The 17,024-nt window shown below is 70.2% G+C and carries 20 protein-coding genes; 1 reads left to right on the top strand and 19 read right to left on the bottom strand.

Annotated elements, in window-relative coordinates:
• Nucleotides 1–114: 114 nt before the first annotated feature.
• The 3 genes from pyrH to rpsB form a co-directional block, all read right to left on the bottom strand.
• Nucleotides 115–897, bottom strand: a complete 783-nt coding sequence (gene pyrH / locus AOK01_RS09745) for a UMP kinase (protein ID WP_055510537.1) — start codon at nt 895–897, stop codon at nt 115–117.
• A 211-nt stretch (nt 898–1,108) separates the two neighbouring features.
• Nucleotides 1,109–1,945, bottom strand: a complete 837-nt coding sequence (gene tsf / locus AOK01_RS09750; RefSeq protein ID WP_055510538.1) for a translation elongation factor Ts — start codon at nt 1,943–1,945, stop codon at nt 1,109–1,111.
• Nucleotides 1,946–2,100: 155 nt separating this feature from the next.
• A complete protein-coding gene (rpsB, locus tag AOK01_RS09755; protein WP_055510539.1) occupies nt 2,101–3,081 on the bottom strand; it encodes a 30S ribosomal protein S2 in 981 nt (326 codons plus the stop codon).
• 350 nt (nt 3,082–3,431) lie between these two features.
• On the opposite strand from rpsB, the gene AOK01_RS40895 reads away from it, so the two are divergent.
• Complete coding sequence (locus AOK01_RS40895; RefSeq protein WP_245702191.1) at nt 3,432–4,157, top strand: peptidoglycan DD-metalloendopeptidase family protein; 726 nt, start codon at nt 3,432–3,434, stop codon at nt 4,155–4,157.
• A 180-nt stretch (nt 4,158–4,337) separates the two neighbouring features.
• On the opposite strand, the gene AOK01_RS09765 is transcribed toward AOK01_RS40895, so the two are convergent.
• The 16 genes from AOK01_RS09765 to rpsP form a co-directional block, all read right to left on the bottom strand.
• Complete coding sequence (locus AOK01_RS09765; RefSeq protein WP_055510540.1) at nt 4,338–4,895, bottom strand: TetR/AcrR family transcriptional regulator; 558 nt, start codon at nt 4,893–4,895, stop codon at nt 4,338–4,340.
• Between the two features lie 159 nt (nt 4,896–5,054).
• A complete protein-coding gene (whiG, locus tag AOK01_RS09770; protein ID WP_055510541.1) occupies nt 5,055–5,891 on the bottom strand; it encodes an RNA polymerase sigma factor WhiG in 837 nt (278 codons plus the stop codon).
• Between the two features lie 270 nt (nt 5,892–6,161).
• Nucleotides 6,162–7,310, bottom strand: coding sequence for a DNA-processing protein DprA (gene dprA / locus AOK01_RS09775; protein WP_055510542.1), 1,149 nt, complete (start codon nt 7,308–7,310; stop codon nt 6,162–6,164).
• Complete coding sequence (locus tag AOK01_RS09780) at nt 7,307–8,929, bottom strand: YifB family Mg chelatase-like AAA ATPase (protein ID WP_055510543.1); 1,623 nt, start codon at nt 8,927–8,929, stop codon at nt 7,307–7,309. Before AOK01_RS09780 ends, dprA begins: the two co-directional genes overlap by 4 nt.
• A complete protein-coding gene (locus AOK01_RS09785; RefSeq protein ID WP_055510544.1) occupies nt 8,929–9,300 on the bottom strand; it encodes a YraN family protein in 372 nt (123 codons plus the stop codon). Before AOK01_RS09785 ends, AOK01_RS09780 begins: the two co-directional genes overlap by 1 nt.
• A gap of 161 nt (nt 9,301–9,461) precedes the next feature.
• Nucleotides 9,462–9,770 carry a DUF2469 domain-containing protein gene (locus AOK01_RS09790; RefSeq protein ID WP_055510545.1) on the bottom strand — a complete coding sequence of 103 codons (309 nt, stop codon included), beginning with the start codon at nt 9,768–9,770 and terminating at the stop codon, nt 9,462–9,464.
• Between the two features lie 55 nt (nt 9,771–9,825).
• Nucleotides 9,826–10,338, bottom strand: a complete 513-nt coding sequence (locus AOK01_RS09795) for an NUDIX hydrolase (RefSeq protein WP_055510562.1) — start codon at nt 10,336–10,338, stop codon at nt 9,826–9,828.
• Between the two features lie 61 nt (nt 10,339–10,399).
• Nucleotides 10,400–11,146, bottom strand: coding sequence for a signal peptidase I (gene lepB, locus AOK01_RS09800; RefSeq protein ID WP_055510546.1), 747 nt, complete (start codon nt 11,144–11,146; stop codon nt 10,400–10,402).
• An 80-nt stretch (nt 11,147–11,226) separates the two neighbouring features.
• Nucleotides 11,227–12,192, bottom strand: coding sequence for a signal peptidase I (lepB, locus tag AOK01_RS09805; protein ID WP_245702192.1), 966 nt, complete (start codon nt 12,190–12,192; stop codon nt 11,227–11,229).
• Nucleotides 12,077–13,171 carry a signal peptidase I gene (gene lepB, locus AOK01_RS09810; RefSeq protein ID WP_055510548.1) on the bottom strand — a complete coding sequence of 365 codons (1,095 nt, stop codon included), beginning with the start codon at nt 13,169–13,171 and terminating at the stop codon, nt 12,077–12,079. The genes lepB (AOK01_RS09805) and lepB (AOK01_RS09810) overlap by 116 nt, the downstream gene beginning before the upstream one ends.
• Nucleotides 13,164–13,952 (bottom strand): signal peptidase I, encoded by a 789-nt coding sequence (gene lepB, locus AOK01_RS09815; protein ID WP_079103300.1) that lies wholly within the window; start codon nt 13,950–13,952, stop codon nt 13,164–13,166. The genes lepB (AOK01_RS09810) and lepB (AOK01_RS09815) overlap by 8 nt, the downstream gene beginning before the upstream one ends.
• 44 nt (nt 13,953–13,996) lie before the next feature.
• Nucleotides 13,997–14,347, bottom strand: a complete 351-nt coding sequence (gene rplS, locus AOK01_RS09820) for a 50S ribosomal protein L19 (protein WP_055510549.1) — start codon at nt 14,345–14,347, stop codon at nt 13,997–13,999.
• A gap of 135 nt (nt 14,348–14,482) precedes the next feature.
• On the bottom strand, nt 14,483–15,304 hold the full coding sequence (trmD, locus tag AOK01_RS09825) for a tRNA (guanosine(37)-N1)-methyltransferase TrmD (RefSeq protein ID WP_055510550.1): 822 nt from the start codon (nt 15,302–15,304) through the stop codon (nt 14,483–14,485).
• Nucleotides 15,304–15,975: a ribosome maturation factor RimM gene (gene rimM, locus AOK01_RS09830; protein ID WP_055510551.1), complete on the bottom strand. Its 672-nt coding sequence runs from the start codon at nt 15,973–15,975 to the stop codon at nt 15,304–15,306. Before rimM ends, trmD begins: the two co-directional genes overlap by 1 nt.
• 104 nt (nt 15,976–16,079) lie before the next feature.
• Nucleotides 16,080–16,319 (bottom strand): RNA-binding protein, encoded by a 240-nt coding sequence (locus AOK01_RS09835; protein WP_005479813.1) that lies wholly within the window; start codon nt 16,317–16,319, stop codon nt 16,080–16,082.
• A 2-nt stretch (nt 16,320–16,321) separates the two neighbouring features.
• Entirely contained in the window at nt 16,322–16,741 is a 420-nt protein-coding gene (gene rpsP, locus AOK01_RS09840) for a 30S ribosomal protein S16 (protein WP_055510552.1), read from the bottom strand.
• Nucleotides 16,742–17,024 lie beyond the last annotated feature (283 nt).

A 17,024-nucleotide genomic window follows, 5' to 3' on the forward strand; every position in this document is an offset into this window, starting at 1 on the left:
GCTCCTGCGTGTCTTGAGTAGGCCCGGCTGCGGTTCCTTGGCGGGTAGGCGGCCGGCTGCGTCGCGTCTTGTCCTGCACGGTTCCCGACCGGCTGGACATTGTCCATCCCCCGGTCAGGCCCGACTGTCCTGGTCACCCACAAGCGTGCCGATCTTCTCACCCTTGACGGCCCGGGCGATATTGCCCTCTGCCAGAAGCTCGAAGACGAGGATCGGGAGCTTGTTGTCCCGGCACAGGGTGATCGCGGTCATGTCGGCGACCTTCAGGTCCCGGGTGATGACCTCGCTGTAGCTGAGCGCGTCGAACTTGACCGCTTCGGGGTTGGTCTTGGGGTCGGAGTCGTAGACCCCGTCCACACCGTTCTTGCCCATCAGCAGCGCTTCGGCGTCGATCTCCAGAGCGCGCTGGGCGGCGGTGGTGTCCGTGGAGAAGTACGGCATGCCCATCCCGGCGCCGAAGATGACCACACGGCCCTTCTCCAGGTGGCGCACGGCCCGCAGCGGAATGTACGGCTCGGCGACCTGCCCCATGGTGATGGCGGTCTGCACGCGCGAGTCGATGCCCTCCTTCTCCAGGAAGTCCTGGAGTGCGAGGCAGTTCATGACGGTGCCGAGCATGCCCATGTAGTCGGAGCGGGCCCGGTCCATACCGCGCTGCTGCAGTTCGGCCCCGCGGAAGAAGTTGCCGCCGCCGATGACGACGGCGATCTGGGCACCACCGCGAACGACCGCGGCGATCTCCCGGGCCATCTTGTGCACCACGTCGGGGTCGACTCCGAGCGCCCCGCCACCGGCGAACGCCTCACCGGAAAGCTTCAGCAGGAAGCGTCCGGTTCCCTTGCCGTCATCGCTCTTGTCGCTCTTGTCGTCCTTGTCGGCGGCCTTGGTGGTGGTCATGGAGATCTCGCCTCTTCTACGTGTCGCACATACCTGTCGCACATACGAAGAAGGCCACTGCCGATGGGGTGTTGTGCTCATCCCATGTGCGGCAATGGCCTCCTCGTCAGATCTGCTGTCGTCCGTCACGCGCGCGCGTGGCGGCATACGCGACCGACACGGACGACTGCTGTCGACCCTAGCGGGATCGCGCGTCGATCGCGGTACGGACTCAGATGCCGACCTTGATGCGCGCGAAGCGCTTCAGGGTGACACCGGCCTCGTCCAGGACCTTCTGGACGGGCTTCTTCTGGTCGAGCGCGTACGGCTGGCCGAGGAGGGTGGCCTCCTTGAAGAAGCCGTTGACGCGACCCTCGACGATCTTCGGGAGCGCGGCCTCGGGCTTGCCCTCGGCGCGCGTGGTCTCCTCGGCGACGCGACGCTCGGACTCGACGATCTCGGCCGGAACGTCCTCACGGGAGAGGTACTTCGGCGCGAAGGCGGCGATGTGCTGCGCGATGCCCTTGGCGAGGGTGGCGTCGGCCTTGTCCAGCTCGACCAGGACACCGATCTGCGGGGGCAGGTCGGGCATGGTGCGGTGCATGTACGCGGTGACGTACGTGCCGGAGAACTGGGCGAAGCGGTCCAGGACGATCTTCTCGCCCAGGCTGGCGTTGGCCTCGTCGACGAACGTCTGGACCGTCTTGCCGGACTCGATCTCCGAGGCGAGGAGCGCCTCGATGTCGGCCGGGGAGGTCGCGGCGGCGTGCTGGGCGATCTGGTTGGCGACGGCCTGGAACTTCTCGCCCTTGGCGACGAAGTCCGTCTCGCACTTCAGCTCGACCAGGACACCGGAGGTGTTGTCGTCGGCAATGACGGAGACCACGGCGCCGTTCTCGGCGGAGCGGCCCTCGCGCTTGGCGACGCCCTTCTGGCCCTTGATGCGCAGTTCCTCGACGGCCTTGTCGACGTTGCCGTCGGCCTCGTCCAGCGCCTTCTTGCAGTCCATCATGCCTGCGCCGGTGAGCTCACGGAGCTTCTTGACGTCGGCGGCGGTGTAGTTCGCCATGATCTGTGAATCTCTTCTCGGAGTTCGAAGTCTCGAAGTCGGCGTCCGCCGCTGATCGGGCGGGCGTCCACCGAAGATCTACGGTCTGCGGGTGAACGGCGGGCGACGCACTCGGCGCCGCCCGCCCTCACTCACTCAACCGTGACGCTGGATCGTCAGGCCTGCTCGGCGTCGGCCGGCTTCTCGGCCTCGGCGGGCGCCTCGGCGGCAACCGGAGCCTCGGCGGCGGGGGCCTCGGCCTCAGCGGCGGGGGCCTCGGGAGCCTCAGCAGCGGGAGCCTCAGCGGCAGGCGCCTCGGCCTCAGCCTCGGCGGCCGGAGCGTCGGCGGCGGGCGCCTCGGCAGCGGTCTCGTCGGCCTTCTTCTCGCCGCCCTCAAGCAGGTCGCGCTCCCAGGCGGCGAGCGGCTCGCCCGCGGCCTTGTCGCCCTCGGCGGCCTTGCCGGCGCCGGAGCGGGCGATGAGGCCCTCGGCGACGGCGTCGGCGATCACGCGGGTGAGCAGGGTGACGGAGCGGATCGCGTCGTCGTTGCCCGGGATCTTGTAGTCGACCTCGTCGGGGTCGCAGTTGGTGTCGAGGATGGCGACGACCGGGATGTGGAGCTTCCGGGCCTCACCGACCGCGATGTGCTCCTTCTTGGTGTCCACGATCCAGACGGCGCTGGGCACCTTGGACATCTCGCGGATACCACCGAGGGTCTTCTCCAGCTTGGCCTTCTCGCGCGAGAGCACGAGAAGCTCCTTCTTGGTCAGACCGGACGCGGCCACATCCTCGAAGTCGACCTGCTCAAGCTCCTTGAGGCGCTGCAGACGCTTGTAGACGGTCGAGAAGTTGGTGAGCATGCCGCCCAGCCAGCGCTGGTTGACGTACGGCATGCCGACGCGGGTGGCCTGCTCGGCGATGGCCTCCTGCGCCTGCTTCTTCGTGCCGACGAACATGACCGTGCCGCCGTGGGCGACGGTCTCCTTGACGAACTCGTAGGCGCGGTCGATGTACGACAGCGACTGGAGCAGGTCGATGATGTAGATGCCGTTGCGCTCGGTGAAGATGAAACGCTTCATCTTCGGGTTCCAGCGACGGGTCTGGTGACCGAAGTGGACGCCGCTTTCCAGCAGCTCCCGCATCGTGACGACGGCCATGGCCGTACTCCTTGGTGTTCTCGGTTGTGCCGCGTCCGCCGGACGGCGGTCGCGCCTGACGCCCGCATTGCGCCTTGCCACGAGGGACCGAGGGGCGCTGACACCGGCTGTTTTACGGCCTGATGTCGGGGCGTGCGAAGTCGACCCGGTGACCCGGATCGCCACAAGAAGTGTACGGGACCCACGAGGCGCCGGGTGACGCCGCTGTCCACAACCGACGGGTACTCCACAGATCCCGGTCATGATCCTCTTTTTCGCGTCGTTGACGGGACCGTTCTCGCATGCGATCAGAACGATGTCTTTGCACGTGGCGAGCCTTGTCGCCGACGGCGTTGTCGGCGTTGTCGGCGTTGTCGGCGACTTTGTCGGCGCTGCTGTCGGCCCTGACGGTGGCCGCGGCGCTCGTACTCGGCGGACCCGCGGCCACCGCCCGCGGCGGGGAACCGGGCGGCGACTCGGGCAGCAACTGGGGCCGCGACTCGGCCGGCGTGAGCCCGCCGGTCCCGCCGGTTCCGGCGGTCCCGGCGGTCCCGGCGATCGGCCGCGTCTGGCCGGTGGGTTCGCGCCCGTCGGTGGTACGCGGCTGGGAACCGCCGGCGACCGCCTACGGCCGGGGTCACCGGGGTGTCGACCTCACCGCGGCCCCCGGCACTCCGGTCCGGACCGTCGCTCCGGGCCGCGTCTCCTTCGCGGGCCGGGTCGCGGGCCGCGGGGTCGTCTCGGTCGAGCTGACCGGCACGGGTGACCCGCCCCTGCGCACGACGTACGAACCGGTGCGGGCGACGGTCGAGAAGGGTGCCGTGGTGGCAGCGGGCGAGACGGTCGGCGTACTGGAACCGGTGGGATCCCACTGCCCGGCGTCATGTCTGCACTGGGGCCTGCGCCGGGCGGACACCTACCTGGACCCACTGTCCCTGCTGCCGCCATGGCTCCTGAGCCGGGGCCCGTCACGCCTGCTCCCGGTCACCGGAGTACCGCAGCCGAAGGCAAAGCCGGACGCCGCTGCGCTGTCGCTGTCGCCGAGACCCTCGCGCTCTCCGCAGGGGGCTAGTTGTATTGACCCCGACCGTTGTTGACGCGGGCCGGTACCGCTCGCGGCCGGGCTGGCCCGAAGACGAAACCGATCCGGGCGGGGCTGGTCCAGGTGGCACAGCCCGGTCGCAGGGCAAGCCGGTCGGCAGGTGCACGCCCCGGCGGGACCCTCCGCCCGGCGGGCACCGTTCCTCGCCCACCGGGCGGCCCGGATGGGCCAGGGCTCAGCCCCTCACGCCGCGCAGCGCCATCGCGACGGCGGCGTCGGTGATCACCGCGGGGTCCTCCGCCGCGCCGATCTCGATCCTTCGGACGGCCGCGTCCACGACGCCCTGAAGGAGCATCGCGGCCATCCGGGGCTGCTCGTGCCCCATGTCCCGCAACGCCTCCACGATCATCGCGACGAGCCCTCCGTGCGCGGCGCGGATCTTTTCGCGCGCGCCCGCGTCCAGTTCGCTCGCGGAGATCGCCACCACGGCCCGGTGCCGCCGGTCCCCGACCAGGGCGAGCTGCCGGCGGACGTACGCCTCGACCTTGCCCTCGGGCGTCCCGGCCAGCGACATCTCCGCCTCGACCTCGGCGGCCCAGAGCGGGAAGTCGACCTCGCAGAGCTCCTCGACGACCGCCGCGCGGGACCGGAAGTACTCGTACACGGACGACCGCGCGAGACCCGTCCGTTCGGCGAGTGCCGGGAACGTCAACGCCTCCGTCCCGCCCTCGGACAGCAGGGACCGCGCCGCGTCCAGCAGGGCGGCTCGCTGCATCGACCGGTGCTCGGCCACGGAGGCCGCTCGAATCCTTGGCACGCCCCTACTTTACGGACGCATCGCCCAGGACGGGAGCCTGTCGCCCGCGAGGGCCTGATCGATGACCTTCCGATGACCTCCTGCCGACCTCCCGATGGCCTTCGGCCGCACGGATGCCTGCCGCCCGGGCCGAGGTCAGCGGCCGAAGCTCGCCAGCTTCGCGCGCAGCTGGAGCACGGACTTGGTGTGGATCTGGCTGACGCGGCTCTCCGTCACCCCGAGCACGTTGCCGATCTCGGCGAGCGTGAGCCCTTCGTAGTAGTAGAGGGTGACCACCGTCTTCTCCCGCTCGGGCAGCGTGTTGATCGCCCGTGCCAGGAAACGCCGCAGCTCACGGTCCTCGGCGACCTCCACGGGATTGTCGGCCGCGGTGTCCTCCAGCGTGTCCATCAGGCTCAGCCGGTTGCCGCCCTCGCCGCCGACGTGCAGCAGTTCCTCCAGGGCCACGACGTTGGCCAGCGACAACTGGCCGAAGACCGCATGCAGTTCGTCCACGGCGATCCCCATCTCCGCGGCCACCTCGCACTCCGACGGTGTCCGCCGCAGCCGCGCCTCCAGCGTCGCGTAGGCCCGCTCGACGTTGCGTGCCTTCTGCCGCACGGACCGGGGGATCCAGTCCAGCGCGCGCAGTTCGTCGATCATCGCGCCGCGAATCCGCGTGATCGCGTACGTCTCGAACTTGATCTCCCGCTCGATGTCGAACTTTTCGATGGCGTCGATCAGCCCGAACACACCCGAGGAGACGAAGTCCGCCTGCTCCACATTGGGCGGCAGCCCCACGCTCACCCGGCCCGCGACGTACTTCACCAGCGGCGAGTAGTGCAGGATCAGCTGCTCGCGCAGCCGCCCGTCGCCCGTGGTCTTGTACGACCTCCACAGCTCGTCGAGCGTCGAGGGGGCGGGCGGCCGCACGCCGCCGCGGGCGGCGGGGGGAACTGCCGCCCGGTCGGACCCGGAGGTGTGCTGGGGCATTCGTCGCCTTGTGCCGTTCTGCAGTGAACTGTGAGTAACTGCGTGAGCTGTCGGTCTGATGTCGAGTTGCCTGTCTGAGTCGGAGCCTTGTGAGCGTAGCGTGACTGAGGAGTCGCAGTGCGCGAACAGTGATGGACTCACCGTGCGCAGATACGTTCCGCTGCCGCCCCCTCAGGGTCACGCCTGTCGCTGTGCGTGACCACCGCGAGGCGCCAACTACGGGAAACCCCAAGGAGTTCGGGGGTCGCCCGGACGGCCGAACACTCTCGGTCAACATCGCCCCCGATCCGTGTCGATGGACATCGTGGCCTGGCGTGTCAACTTCCAGCCGTCGCCGTGTCGTTCGACGAAGCCAAGTGAGCGGAGTTCGTACAGTCTCGCGACCGCGTCGTCCTCGGTCGTCCCGGCGTCCCTGGCGATCTCCCGCCGCAGCGCCGGCTCCCTGGCCGGCAGCGCGGCCAGCACCCGGGCGGCGGCCGGGTCCAGCAGATCGCGCGGCAGGACCGGGCCGTGCCGGGCCGGGGCCAGCTCACCCATGTCGCCGACGAGCTCGGCCACTTCCGCGGCGTCGGTGACCAGCACCGCCTCCCCGCGCAGGAGTTCGTGCACGCCTGCCGAGAGGCTGCTGCTGGCCGGCCCGGGTACCCCTATCGTGAATCTGCCCAGCCGCTGTGCGGCACGGGCGGTCACCAAGGCGCCGCTCCGGTACGCCGCCTCGACGACCACCGTGCCGCGCGTCAACGCCGCGATGACCCGGTTCCGGAGAATGAACCGGCTCGGGGTCGGATGGTCACCGGGCGGCAACTCCCCTACCACCAGACCCTGTTCGGCGATTCTCGTGATCAACTGCGTGTGACCGCGCGGATAGGGCCGGTCGACCCCGCAGGCGAGGACCGCGACGGTGGCACCGCCCGCCCCGAGCGCACCGCGGTGCGCCGCGCCGTCCACGCCGTAGGCGCCTCCCGACACCACGACCCACCCCCGCTCCGCGAGCCCGGCGCCGAGCGCGGACGCCATGTGGGCGCCGTACTCGGTGCACGCCCGTGCCCCCACCACCGCGACGGAGCGCAGAGCCCATATCCGCAGACTGGGCAGCCCTCGCACCCACAGCCCGACGGGCCTCGCGTCCCCGAGGTCGTCCAGCTGCGCGGGCCACTCGGTGTCGCCGGGACACAGGAACCGCGTCCCGCTGTCCCGCGCCTGCGCGAGGTCCCGCTCCGGGTCCGCCCGCTCGGCCCGCGCCCGCAGGCCCGCCCATCTCGTGTCCGTCACACCCGGCAGCTGCTGTCGGCCGGCGACGAGGCGCCGGACCACCTCCGCCGCTCCGGTCTCGCGGAGCCATCGACCGCAGACCTCGTCCCCCGGTTCGACGACGCGTGCGAGGAGGACCCGGTGCAGCCGCTCCTCGTCCCCGCTCACGACGGGGCTCCGATCGCCATCGGCACCCCCCGGGGGACGCCGGTGCGCAATTGCAGCGCGAGGGTCACGTCTGCGGCCTCGGGCCGGTCACGGCCCGCGAGGTCCGCGACGGTCCAGGCGACCCGCAGGACACGGTCGAGCCCTCGGGCGGTGAGCGCACCGCGCTCCAGGCTGCGCTCCGCGTCGTCCATGGCCCCCGGGGACGCGTACCACCGGCTGCGCAGCTCGCGGCCCGGCACCTCGCTGTTCGTACGCCAGGGGGTGTCGGTCAGGCGCGCGGCGGCCCGCTCCCTGGCCTCCCGGACCCGGTCGGCGACCGTCGCGGTGGACTCGCCCCGCGCTCCCCGCTGCGTCAGCTGGGACCGGGTGACGCGGTCCACCTCGACCCTCAGATCGACGCGGTCGAGCAGGGGTCCCGAGAGCCGGCCCTGGTAGCGGCGGATCGCGGCGGGCGAGCACTCGCACAGGGTGTCCCGCTGCGAGAAGCGGCCGCAGGGGCAGGGGTTGGCCGCGAGGACCATCAGGAACCGGGCCGGGAAGCGCACGACACCGGCACTGCGCGCGATCACCACATGCCCCGACTCCAGGGGCTGGCGCAGCGCGTCGAGGGCATGACTGCTGAACTCAGGTGTCTCGTCCAAAAAGAGGACTCCCCTGTGAGCGAGGGACACCGCGCCGGGCCGTGCCACTCCCTGGCCTCCTCCGACCAGAGCCTGCATGGTCGCCGAGTGGTGCGGAGCGCAGTAGGGGGCGACGTCGACCAGCGGCTTGCCGGGCGGCAGCAGACCGGCGACCGAGTGGACGGCCGTGACCTCCAGGGACTCGCCCCGGCCGAGCGGCGGCAGGATCGCGGGCAGCCGCTCGGCGAGCATCGTCTTGCCCGCCCCTGGTGGCCCCTCCAGGAAGAGATGGTGTCCACCGGCCGCGGCCACCTCCACCGCGGTCCGTGCCGCGAGCTGGCCGACGACGTCGGCGAGGTCGTGTCCGTGGTCGTACTGTGCGGCGCCCATGCCGTGCATGCCCGTGGCCGTGCCCGTGCCCGGCATGCGCAGGCCCGCGAGCGGATCGGTCCTGCCCTGTTCGTCCGGGTCCTCGTCGGGCACGGGTTCGTCCGTGAGGACGGCGACGAGCTGCCGAAGGGTGCGGACGCCGAGCACGGACACGCCGGGCACCAGGGCCGCCTCGGCGGCCGCGCACTCCGGCACCACCACCTGTTCGTATCCTGCGTCGGCCGCGGCCAGCACGGCCGGCAGCACACCCCGGACGGGCCGCACCCGGCCGTCCAGGCCCAGCTCGCCGATCATCACGATGTCGGCGAGCGCGCGGGGATCGATGCGTTCGGACGCACCGAGCGCCGCGCACGCGATGGCGAGGTCGAAGCCACTGCCACCTTTCGGCACCGAGGCCGGGCTGAGCCCCACGGTGAGCTTCTTCTGCGGCCACTCGGCGCCGGAGTTGACCACGGCCGCCCTGACCCGGTCCTTGCTCTCCGTCAGGCTCTTGTCGGGCAGCCCCACCAGCGTGAACGCCGCGACTCCTGGCTCCAGGTCCGCCTGGACCTCGACGACGACGCCGTCCACGCCCACGAGCGCCACCGAGCACGTACGCGCGAAGCCCATCAGGCCACCCCTCGCACATGCTCCACGACGGGGGCGCCGCGGTCGGGCAGCACCACACCCACGACGTCGATGCGGACGCCTCCGGGTGGGGCCCCTCCGTGTTGCTGCAGCCAGCGCTCGGCCAGGTCGCGCAGGCGCTGGGCCTTGACGGGGGTCACGCCGGCCATCGGATACTCGAAAGCACCGACGCGGCGGGTCTTGACCTCGCAGACGACCAGCGCGTCGCCGTCCTGGGCCACGATGTCGATCTCGCCGGTCCTGCCCGCGCGCCAGTTGCGCGTCAGGATCGTCATTCCGGCCTCGGTCAGCCGCCGCGCGGCCAGATCCTCGCCGTACTTGCCGAGTGCGCTGTGTGCCTTGGACGTCTTCATGTCGGCACCACCTCCGGCGCCAACACTGAGCCCACCGCGATCAGCTGTTGGATCTTGGTGGACGGCCGCTCGATTGTGGACAACTCACTCACCCACACGAGCGGCCGCCGTAGAGCGGCCCAGTACTCCGAAGTGCTCCCAGTACTCCGGCTGGGGCCGTTCTAGCTGCTCGGCAGCTCCAGGTCGCTCTTGTTCAGCTCCTCGATGTTCACGTCCTTGAATGTCAGGACGCGTACCTGCTTCACGAACCGAGCAGGTCGGTACATGTCCCACACCCAGGCATCCGCCATGGATACCTCGAAAAACACCTCGCCCTGAACCGAGTGCACCTGCATCTCGTAATCGTTGGTGAGGTAGAAGCGCCGTTCGGTCTCGATCACGTATTTGAACAGACCGACGACATCGCGGTACTCCCGGTAGAGCTTCAGCTCCATCTCGGTCTCGTACTTCTCGAGGTCCTCGGCGCTCATGGCATGTTCCCCTTCAGCCGTGCGTCCCCCCATTGTGCGCCAGCCCCGCGAGCCTCTAGACGATTTCCGTGTCGAGGGTCTCGGGCCCGGCCGGGGGCCCTTCGTCGAGCAGCCTGAGCAGCAGCTCGGCGAGTCTGGTCGGATACACCGTCTCATGTGCCCGGTTGAGTTCCTGGCACGTCCACCAGCGCGCTCCGGCGACACTGCGCCGTTCCAGCTCGGTCAGCCCGGTGGCCTCGGTCGCCGTCTGGGCCGTACGGCCCAGGTAGTACCACTCGTCCTGGTCCCAGCGGCGCCCCGCGAACGGGAACGAACAGGTCCGCCGCCACAGCACGGGGCCCAGCTCGACCTCCGTGATGCCGGTCTCCTCCGCGAGTTCCCGCAGCGCGGCCTCTTCCCGCGTCTCGTCGCCCTCCAGGCCGCCGCCGGGTGTGAACCACCAGTCGTCCGACGGATCCTCGGGTTCATGGCCGTGCAGCAGCAGGATGCGGTCCTGCTGATCGAGCAGCACCACCCGGGCGACTTTCCGCAGCTCACCGAGTTCACCGAGTTCACCGGGCACACGCAGCCTGTCGGGTGCGGAGGCCGGCCGCTCGTCCGTGCCTTCGGCGCGCGTGTCCTCGGCGCCGTCAGCCGGCAAGGGCCCGCTCCTTCGCCCCCGTACGATCCCTTCGGCGCCCTGCCCGCTTGGTGATCGGGCCGTAGGCCGCGCCGCCCAGGACGAGTACCGCGCCCGCCACCAACGCCGTGAGGACCAGTCGCAGGGGCCCCGGCTCGGAGATGTCGCCGAGTGTCTCGAAGCCGGTGGGACGCGCCAGCATGCCGTTCATGGGCCAGGCCACCGCGTCGACGCGCGCGTTCACCGCGCTGCGCGGCACCGTGCCGTTGCCGGCCTCCGTCAGATGGGCGGTGGAGTCCAGCGAGCCGCTGCGCTCGTCGCCGAGCAGGAAGAGCCGGTTCTCGGGGACCTCGATGGACGGGATCGTGGAGGACTCGGCCTCGGTGCCCTTCGGCAGATACGGTTCCTCGATCTTCTTGCCGTTGACGGTCAGCTTGCCCTGCGTGCAGCAGGCGACCGTGTCCCCGCCGACGGCGACGACCCGCTTGACCATGGGGAGGTTGCCCCAGCTGGCCTGCTTGAAGACGACGACGTCACCGCGCTGGATGTCGGAGCCGTCGATCCGCTCGGCGAGCACCCGGTCGCCGCCCACGATGGTCGGCGACATCGAGTCGGTCGGCACGGTGTACGGCTGGTAGACGACCGCTCCCCAGGCGAAGCCACCGAGGAAGAGCACACAGCCGAGGGCCACGGCCAGCCCCGACAGCTTGCTGCCGAGCCGTCCGTGGCCCTCGTCCGTACGACGTGTCCCGCTCATCCCAGTGCTCCCCCAACTCGGAGACTCGACCCCGGGGCCCAGGTCCGGGCCGCGGAAGATCGGCGATCTGGGACGGCACCCTACCCGGCGGTACGCGACCCAGAAACCCTGGTGTTCCCGACGGTAAGGCGACGCCTGCGCCACAGCACCAGCGGCACCGCGCCCGCGAGCCCGAGCGCGCTCGGAGCGGCGGCGGTGAGGCCCTGGTCGAAGGTGTCCGGCACCGGAAGCGTCGACCAGCGGGTGGGCGGCCAGGCGACGACGATCGCACGTCCGACGGCGTTGCCCACGGGCACGAAGCCCTTGTGCTCGTCCTGCTGGTGGTAGCGGGAGTCCAGCGAGTTCTGCCGGTGGTCACCCATGACCCAGATTTTGCCTTCGGGAACCTTCACCTTGAACTGGCCGCCGCCGTCGTCCATGGTGCAGGGCGTGTTGCCCGGGTACACGTACGGCTCGTTCAGAGCCTTGCCGTTGACCCTCAGCGGGCCGGTGCCCTTGCACTCGACGGTGTCGCCGCCGACTCCGATGACGCGCTTGATGAGGTCCTTCTCCTCGGAGGAGGGCATCAGGCCGATCCAGCTGAGGGCCGTCTGGATCGCGTTCGGATTCGGTGTCGGCTCGCCCGCCAGCCACTTGTCGGGGTCGTGGAAGACGACGACCTCGCCGCGCTCGGGCTCCGAGCCGAACCACGGAGTCAGCTTGTCGACGAGGACGCGGTCACCCTGCTGGAGGGTGTTCTGCATCGAGTCCGAGGGGATCGAGAACGCCTGCACCAGGAACGACTTGATCAGCAGCGCGAGTACCAGCGCGATGCCGATGAGCAGCGGGAGTTCCTTCCAGAAGGACCGCGGCTTGTTCGGCGCCTTGGCGTCGCCGCCGGCGTCCCGCTCCTTCCCGCTGTCGTCCCCGCCGTCGTGGTGACCGTCGTGGTCACCGGAGCCGTCTCCGGGGGGCACGGCGTCCTCTGCGGCCGGGGGGACCGTCTCTTCGGATCGTTCCGGTCGCTCCTCTGGACCCTCGTGTCCGGATCGTGCGCCGACCGCCAAATCCCCCACATCCACTCCTCACTCCGTGCCGCCGCCTGCGACGGAAACGACGCAGGCCCACCACTCCCATAACGAGCGGGAGTTCCGCAGGAGTCGGGAGCGGGATCAATCCGTATCGATCCGAGGTGGCCACCCTATGCGACGTGTCGAGTGCGGTGGTCGACCCGCTTGCCGCGTCGGGCACGGACGCGTAGGTGTCGGGCTCCTTGAAGCGGCTCCAGTGACCGACGGGCCAGGCGATGACCATGGCACGGCCCACGACGTCCTCGGAGATGGTTCCGCCGTATTTCTCGGTGCGGTGGAAACGGGAGTCGGCGGAGTTGGACCGGTGATCGCCCATCACCCACAGGCGCCCCTCGGGCACCTTCACCTCGAAGACGAGCGAGGAGGGCTTGTCGCCGGGGTTGATGTAGGGCTCGTTGAGCGGCATGCCGTTGACGGTGACGCGGCCCTGGGTGTCGCAGCACTTGACGGTGTCGCCGCCGACCGCGACGACCCGCTTGATCAGGTCCCGTTCGTTGTCGGAGGGCAGCAGGCCGATGAAGGTCAGCCCCTCCTTCACCTGCTTGACGACGATGGGGTCCGCCTTCTTCGCCTTCGGCTGTTCGTCCTCCAGCCATCCGCCGGGGTCCTTGAACACGACGACGTCGCCGCGCTCGGGCTTCGAGCCGAACCACGGCGTGAGCTTGTCCACCAGGACCCGGTCGCCGATCCGGATCGTCTGCTCCATGGAGCCCGACGGGATCACGAAGGCCTGGACGAGGAACGTCTTCAGGACGAGCGCTATGAGCAGGGCGACACCGATCAGGAGAGGTATCTCCTTGACCGCGGAGCGCTGCCTGCGCCGCTTGACCTTCCGGGCCAGCTTGCGCCGCTCGGCCCGGCCGGGCAGCACGGGACCGCCGGTACGCCGGGTGCCGGTGGGCAGGAGGTCCTCGGCGGCGCTGTGGACGCCGCGGGGCTTGCCGCGGTTACCCATGGACACCGTCCACGGTCTCCGGCTCGCTCGTCCCCGGGGTGGTCCGGTCCACGGCGGTCGGGCCCGTGACGGTCGGACCCGCAGCGGCGGGCACGCGCGCGTAGCCTTCGGCACGTTCGAGGTGGGTCCAGTGGCCGAGGGGCCAGGCGATCCAGTCGGCTCTGCCGATCACGTCGTCGACGGGGATCATGCCGCCACCCGGGGAGCCGAGGTGGTCACGGGAGTCACGGGAGTCCCCACGGTGGTCACCGAGGACGAAGAGCGTGCCGTCGGGTACGACGATGTCGAAGGGCACCTCGGACGGCTTGTCCCCCGAGTACACAAACGTCGACTCGTCGACCGAGCGGCCGTTCACCTCGATCCTCCCCTGCCTGTCGCAGCAGACCACATGGTCTCCCCCCACGCCGACGACACGTTTGATGTAGTCGGCGTCGCCGAAGTAACCGGTGCCGTCGAACACGACGACGTCACCGCGCCTCGGCTCAGCACCGAAACGGTACGCCAACTTATTTACGAGAACGCGGTCCCCGATCCTCAATCCCGGCTCCATCGAGCCACTGGGAATCTGGAACGGCTGGATCACGAACCGGGTGACGAGCAGCAGGGAGAACAGACAGAACAGCACGGTCAGGCTGATCCGCCCGCCCGGCACCCGGTCGGCGGCCCAGGCCACCAACGCGAAACGCGACCGTTCCTCCGCCCCTGCTGTGTCCGAGATCTCCTCGGGCACGGTGGGGTGGGAGGAGCGGTCGCGCTCCGTCTGCTGTGCTTCGGCGTCCATGTGGGCCAGATGCTATCCGGCCCTCAGGCGGACCCGACGCGGGCTCACCTGTCGCGCTTCTCCTTGATCTTCGCGGCCTTGCCGCGCAGGTCACGGAGGTAGTAGAGCTTGGCGCGACGCACGGCGCCACGGCTGACGAGCTCGATCTTCTCGACGATCGGGGTGTGCACCGGGAAGGTGCGCTCGACGCCCACGGAGAAGGAGACCTTGCGGACGGAGAAGGTCTCGCGGACACCGGCGCCCTGGCGGCGGATGACTACGCCCTTGAACTGCTGCACGCGGGAGCGGTTGCCCTCGATGACGCGGACGTGGACGTTGACGGTGTCACCCGGGCGGAAGGCCGGGATGTCGCTGCGCAGCGACGCCGAGTCGACGGACTCTAGCAGGTTGGACATGATCGTCTGCTTTCCTCGCCGATGCCACAGGTCATCGACGGAAGTCGGTGGTGCAAGAAGGGGGCTGTTCTCGTCGGGGCGGGCGTCGTGTCCCCCTGTGGCAGGGGCGCACGCCGGACGACGTACAGCAGCCGCCTATTCTTCCACGGTCTCGGGCCTGCGCCCAAATCGGCCGTCCGGACGGGGCTGCCAGCCGAGGATGGAGAGCATTTCGCGGTCCTTCTTGTCGAAGGCGGCGGGGTCGCAGCGCTCGATGAGATCCGGTCTGGTGGCGGTGGTGCGCCGCAGGGCCTCGTCCCGGCGCCAGCGGGCGATCTTTCCGTGGTGGCCGCTGAGCAGCACGTCCGGGATCTCCCGGCCGCGCCACTGGGGCGGCTTCGTGTAGACCGGCCCCTCCAGGAGATTCGCCATGGCTCCCGGTGCGAACGAGTCGTCCCGGTGCGACTCGGCGTTGCCGAGGACGCCCGGCAGCAGCCGGGCCACGGCCTCCGTGACGACGAGGACGGCCGCCTCGCCGCCGGCCAGCACGTAGTCGCCGATGGAGACCTCGTGGACGGGCATGCGGGTCGCGTACTCGTCGATGACACGGCGGTCGATGCCCTCGTAGCGGGCCGGGGTGAAGACCAGCCAGGGGCGCTCGGAGAGCTCGACGGCGAGTTCCTGGGTGAAGGGGCGCCCGCCGGGTGTGGGGACGACCATGACGGGACCGTGGGAGCCGGTCTCGTAGCCGTCGGCGAGGACGGAGTCCAGTGCGTCGCCCCAGGGCTCGGTCTTCATGACCATGCCGGGGCCGCCGCCGTACGGGGTGTCGTCGACCGTGTTGTGCCGGTCGTAGGTCCACTCCCGCAGATCATGCACGTGCACATTCAGCTGTCCACGCGCGCGTGCCTTCCCGACGAGGGAGACGTTCAGGGGGTCCAGGTACTCGGGGAAGATCGTGAGGACGTCGAGCCGCATCAGGCGTCGGCTCCCGGTCCGCTGCCCGCACCGGTGCCGGAGGCGTTCTCGGCCTCGCCCGGGGGGACGGTGTCCGCCGAAGAGTCGGTGTCCGCCGGATCGACAGTGTCCGCGTCCTTGGACGAGCCGGTGTCCGCGTCCCTGGAGGTGGCGATCTCCGCCCTGTCGTCGATCAGTCCGGGCGGCGGGTCGATGACCGCCCGCTGCCTCTCCAGGTCGATCTCGACGACGATCTCCTCGACGAACGGGATCAGCACCTCGGTCCCGTCGGCCCGCTCGACCACGAAGAGGTCCTGCGAGGGCAGGTGCGAGATCTCGGTGAGCCGCCCGACCTCGGTGCCGTCCCGCAGGACGACGTCCAGGTCCATGAGCTGGTGGTCGTAGTACTCGTCCGGGTCCTCGGGCACGTCGTCCGGGTCGACCTCGGCGATCAGCAGGGTGTTGCGCAGCGACTCGGCGGCGGTGCGGTCTCGTACGCCCGCGAAGCGCAGCAGGAGGCGGCCACTGTGCACCCGCCCCGTCTCGATGGTCAGCGGACCGGCCGTGGCGGGGTCCGTGGCCAGGACGGCACCGGGCGCGAGCCGCAGCTCCGGCTCGTCGGTACGTACCTCGACGGTGACCTCGCCCTTGATGCCATGGGCGCGGCCCACCCGCGCGACTACCAGCTGCACTTGCTTGATCTCCTGTCGTGGGTCCACGGCGTCACCGCGTGGACGACTTCGGGCCGGGGACGGCCCTCAGGCCCTCCCCGGCCCGAGCCGGTGCTACATGTACGTCAGCGGACGTGGTCCACGTCGACAAGGTCGACACGGACTCCGCGGCCGCCGATGGCGCCCACGACGGTGCGCAGGGCGCGCGCGGTGCGGCCGTTGCGGCCGATCACCTTACCGAGGTCGTCGGGGTGGACCCGGACCTCAAGGACACGCCCTCGGCGCAGGTCGCGCGAAGCGACCTGCACGTCGTCCGGGTTGTCGACGATGCCCTTCACGAGGTGCTCGAGAGCCTCCTCGAGCATGCTCAGGCCTCGGTCGACGCGGACTCGGCGGTGGCCTCGTCCTTCTTCTCAGCCTTCTTCTTCTGGGTGATGGCCTCACCCTTGCCCTCGGTGTCGCCACCCAGGGCTTCGAACAGCGGGCGCGTGGCCTTCGGCTCCGCGACGAGCAGCGGCGGCGGGGCGGGCTCGCCCTTGTGCTTCTGCCAGTCGCCGGTCAGCTTGAGAATGGCGAGAACGGGCTCGGTCGGCTGCGCGCCGACACCCAGCCAGTACTGCGCACGCTCGGAGTCGACCTCGATGCGCGAGGGGTTCTGCACCGGGTGGTACAGGCCGATCTCCTCGATGGCCCGGCCATCACGGCGGGTACGGGAGTCGGCGACGACGATGCGGTAGTGAGGCGAACGGATCTTGCCCAGACGCTTCAGCTTGATCTTGACTGCCACGGAAGTGGTGTCTCCTGGTCTTGACGTGGTTGGGCACGGCGAGATTGCCGCGTGGGGTTGCGGTACCCGAGTGCCCGATGGACGCGTCAGCCGGAGGAGAGAGGGGTCCTGTGCGGCTGCGAGTACAGCTGACCATTCTGCCACACCCGGACAGCCCCCTCGAACCGGGCAGCCGCCCGGCAGTCCCCGGCAGTTTCCGGCACTCCGCGAGCAGCGGTCGGCCGGACCGCGGCACTGCCGGGCCCGGCGTGGGTGCCGGTGTCGAGGTGGGCCGTCGCACGAG

The sequence above is a fragment of the Streptomyces aurantiacus genome, assembly GCF_001418335.1.
In the GTDB taxonomy this organism is placed as follows: Bacteria; Actinomycetota; Actinomycetes; order Streptomycetales; family Streptomycetaceae; genus Streptomyces; species Streptomyces aurantiacus.

What these genes read in the sequence shown, in the direction of transcription:
- pyrH (WP_055510537.1), bottom strand. Translation starts at nt 897, where the DNA reads ATGACCACCACCAAGGCCGCCGACAAGGACGACAAGAGCGACAAGAGC.
- tsf (WP_055510538.1), bottom strand. Translation starts at nt 1,945, where the DNA reads ATGGCGAACTACACCGCCGCCGACGTCAAGAAGCTCCGTGAGCTCACC.
- rpsB (WP_055510539.1), bottom strand. Translation starts at nt 3,081, where the DNA reads ATGGCCGTCGTCACGATGCGGGAGCTGCTGGAAAGCGGCGTCCACTTC.
- whiG (WP_055510541.1), bottom strand. Translation starts at nt 5,891, where the DNA reads ATGCCCCAGCACACCTCCGGGTCCGACCGGGCGGCAGTTCCCCCCGCC.
- AOK01_RS09780 (WP_055510543.1), bottom strand. Translation starts at nt 8,929, where the DNA reads ATGGGCTTCGCGCGTACGTGCTCGGTGGCGCTCGTGGGCGTGGACGGC.
- AOK01_RS09785 (WP_055510544.1), bottom strand. Translation starts at nt 9,300, where the DNA reads ATGAAGACGTCCAAGGCACACAGCGCACTCGGCAAGTACGGCGAGGAT.
- AOK01_RS09790 (WP_055510545.1), bottom strand. Translation starts at nt 9,770, where the DNA reads ATGAGCGCCGAGGACCTCGAGAAGTACGAGACCGAGATGGAGCTGAAG.
- lepB (WP_055510546.1), bottom strand. Translation starts at nt 11,146, where the DNA reads ATGAGCGGGACACGTCGTACGGACGAGGGCCACGGACGGCTCGGCAGC.
- lepB (WP_055510548.1), bottom strand. Translation starts at nt 13,171, where the DNA reads ATGGGTAACCGCGGCAAGCCCCGCGGCGTCCACAGCGCCGCCGAGGAC.
- lepB (WP_079103300.1), bottom strand. Translation starts at nt 13,952, where the DNA reads ATGGACGCCGAAGCACAGCAGACGGAGCGCGACCGCTCCTCCCACCCC.
- rplS (WP_055510549.1), bottom strand. Translation starts at nt 14,347, where the DNA reads ATGTCCAACCTGCTAGAGTCCGTCGACTCGGCGTCGCTGCGCAGCGAC.
- trmD (WP_055510550.1), bottom strand. Translation starts at nt 15,304, where the DNA reads ATGCGGCTCGACGTCCTCACGATCTTCCCCGAGTACCTGGACCCCCTG.
- AOK01_RS09835 (WP_005479813.1), bottom strand. Translation starts at nt 16,319, where the DNA reads ATGCTCGAGGAGGCTCTCGAGCACCTCGTGAAGGGCATCGTCGACAAC.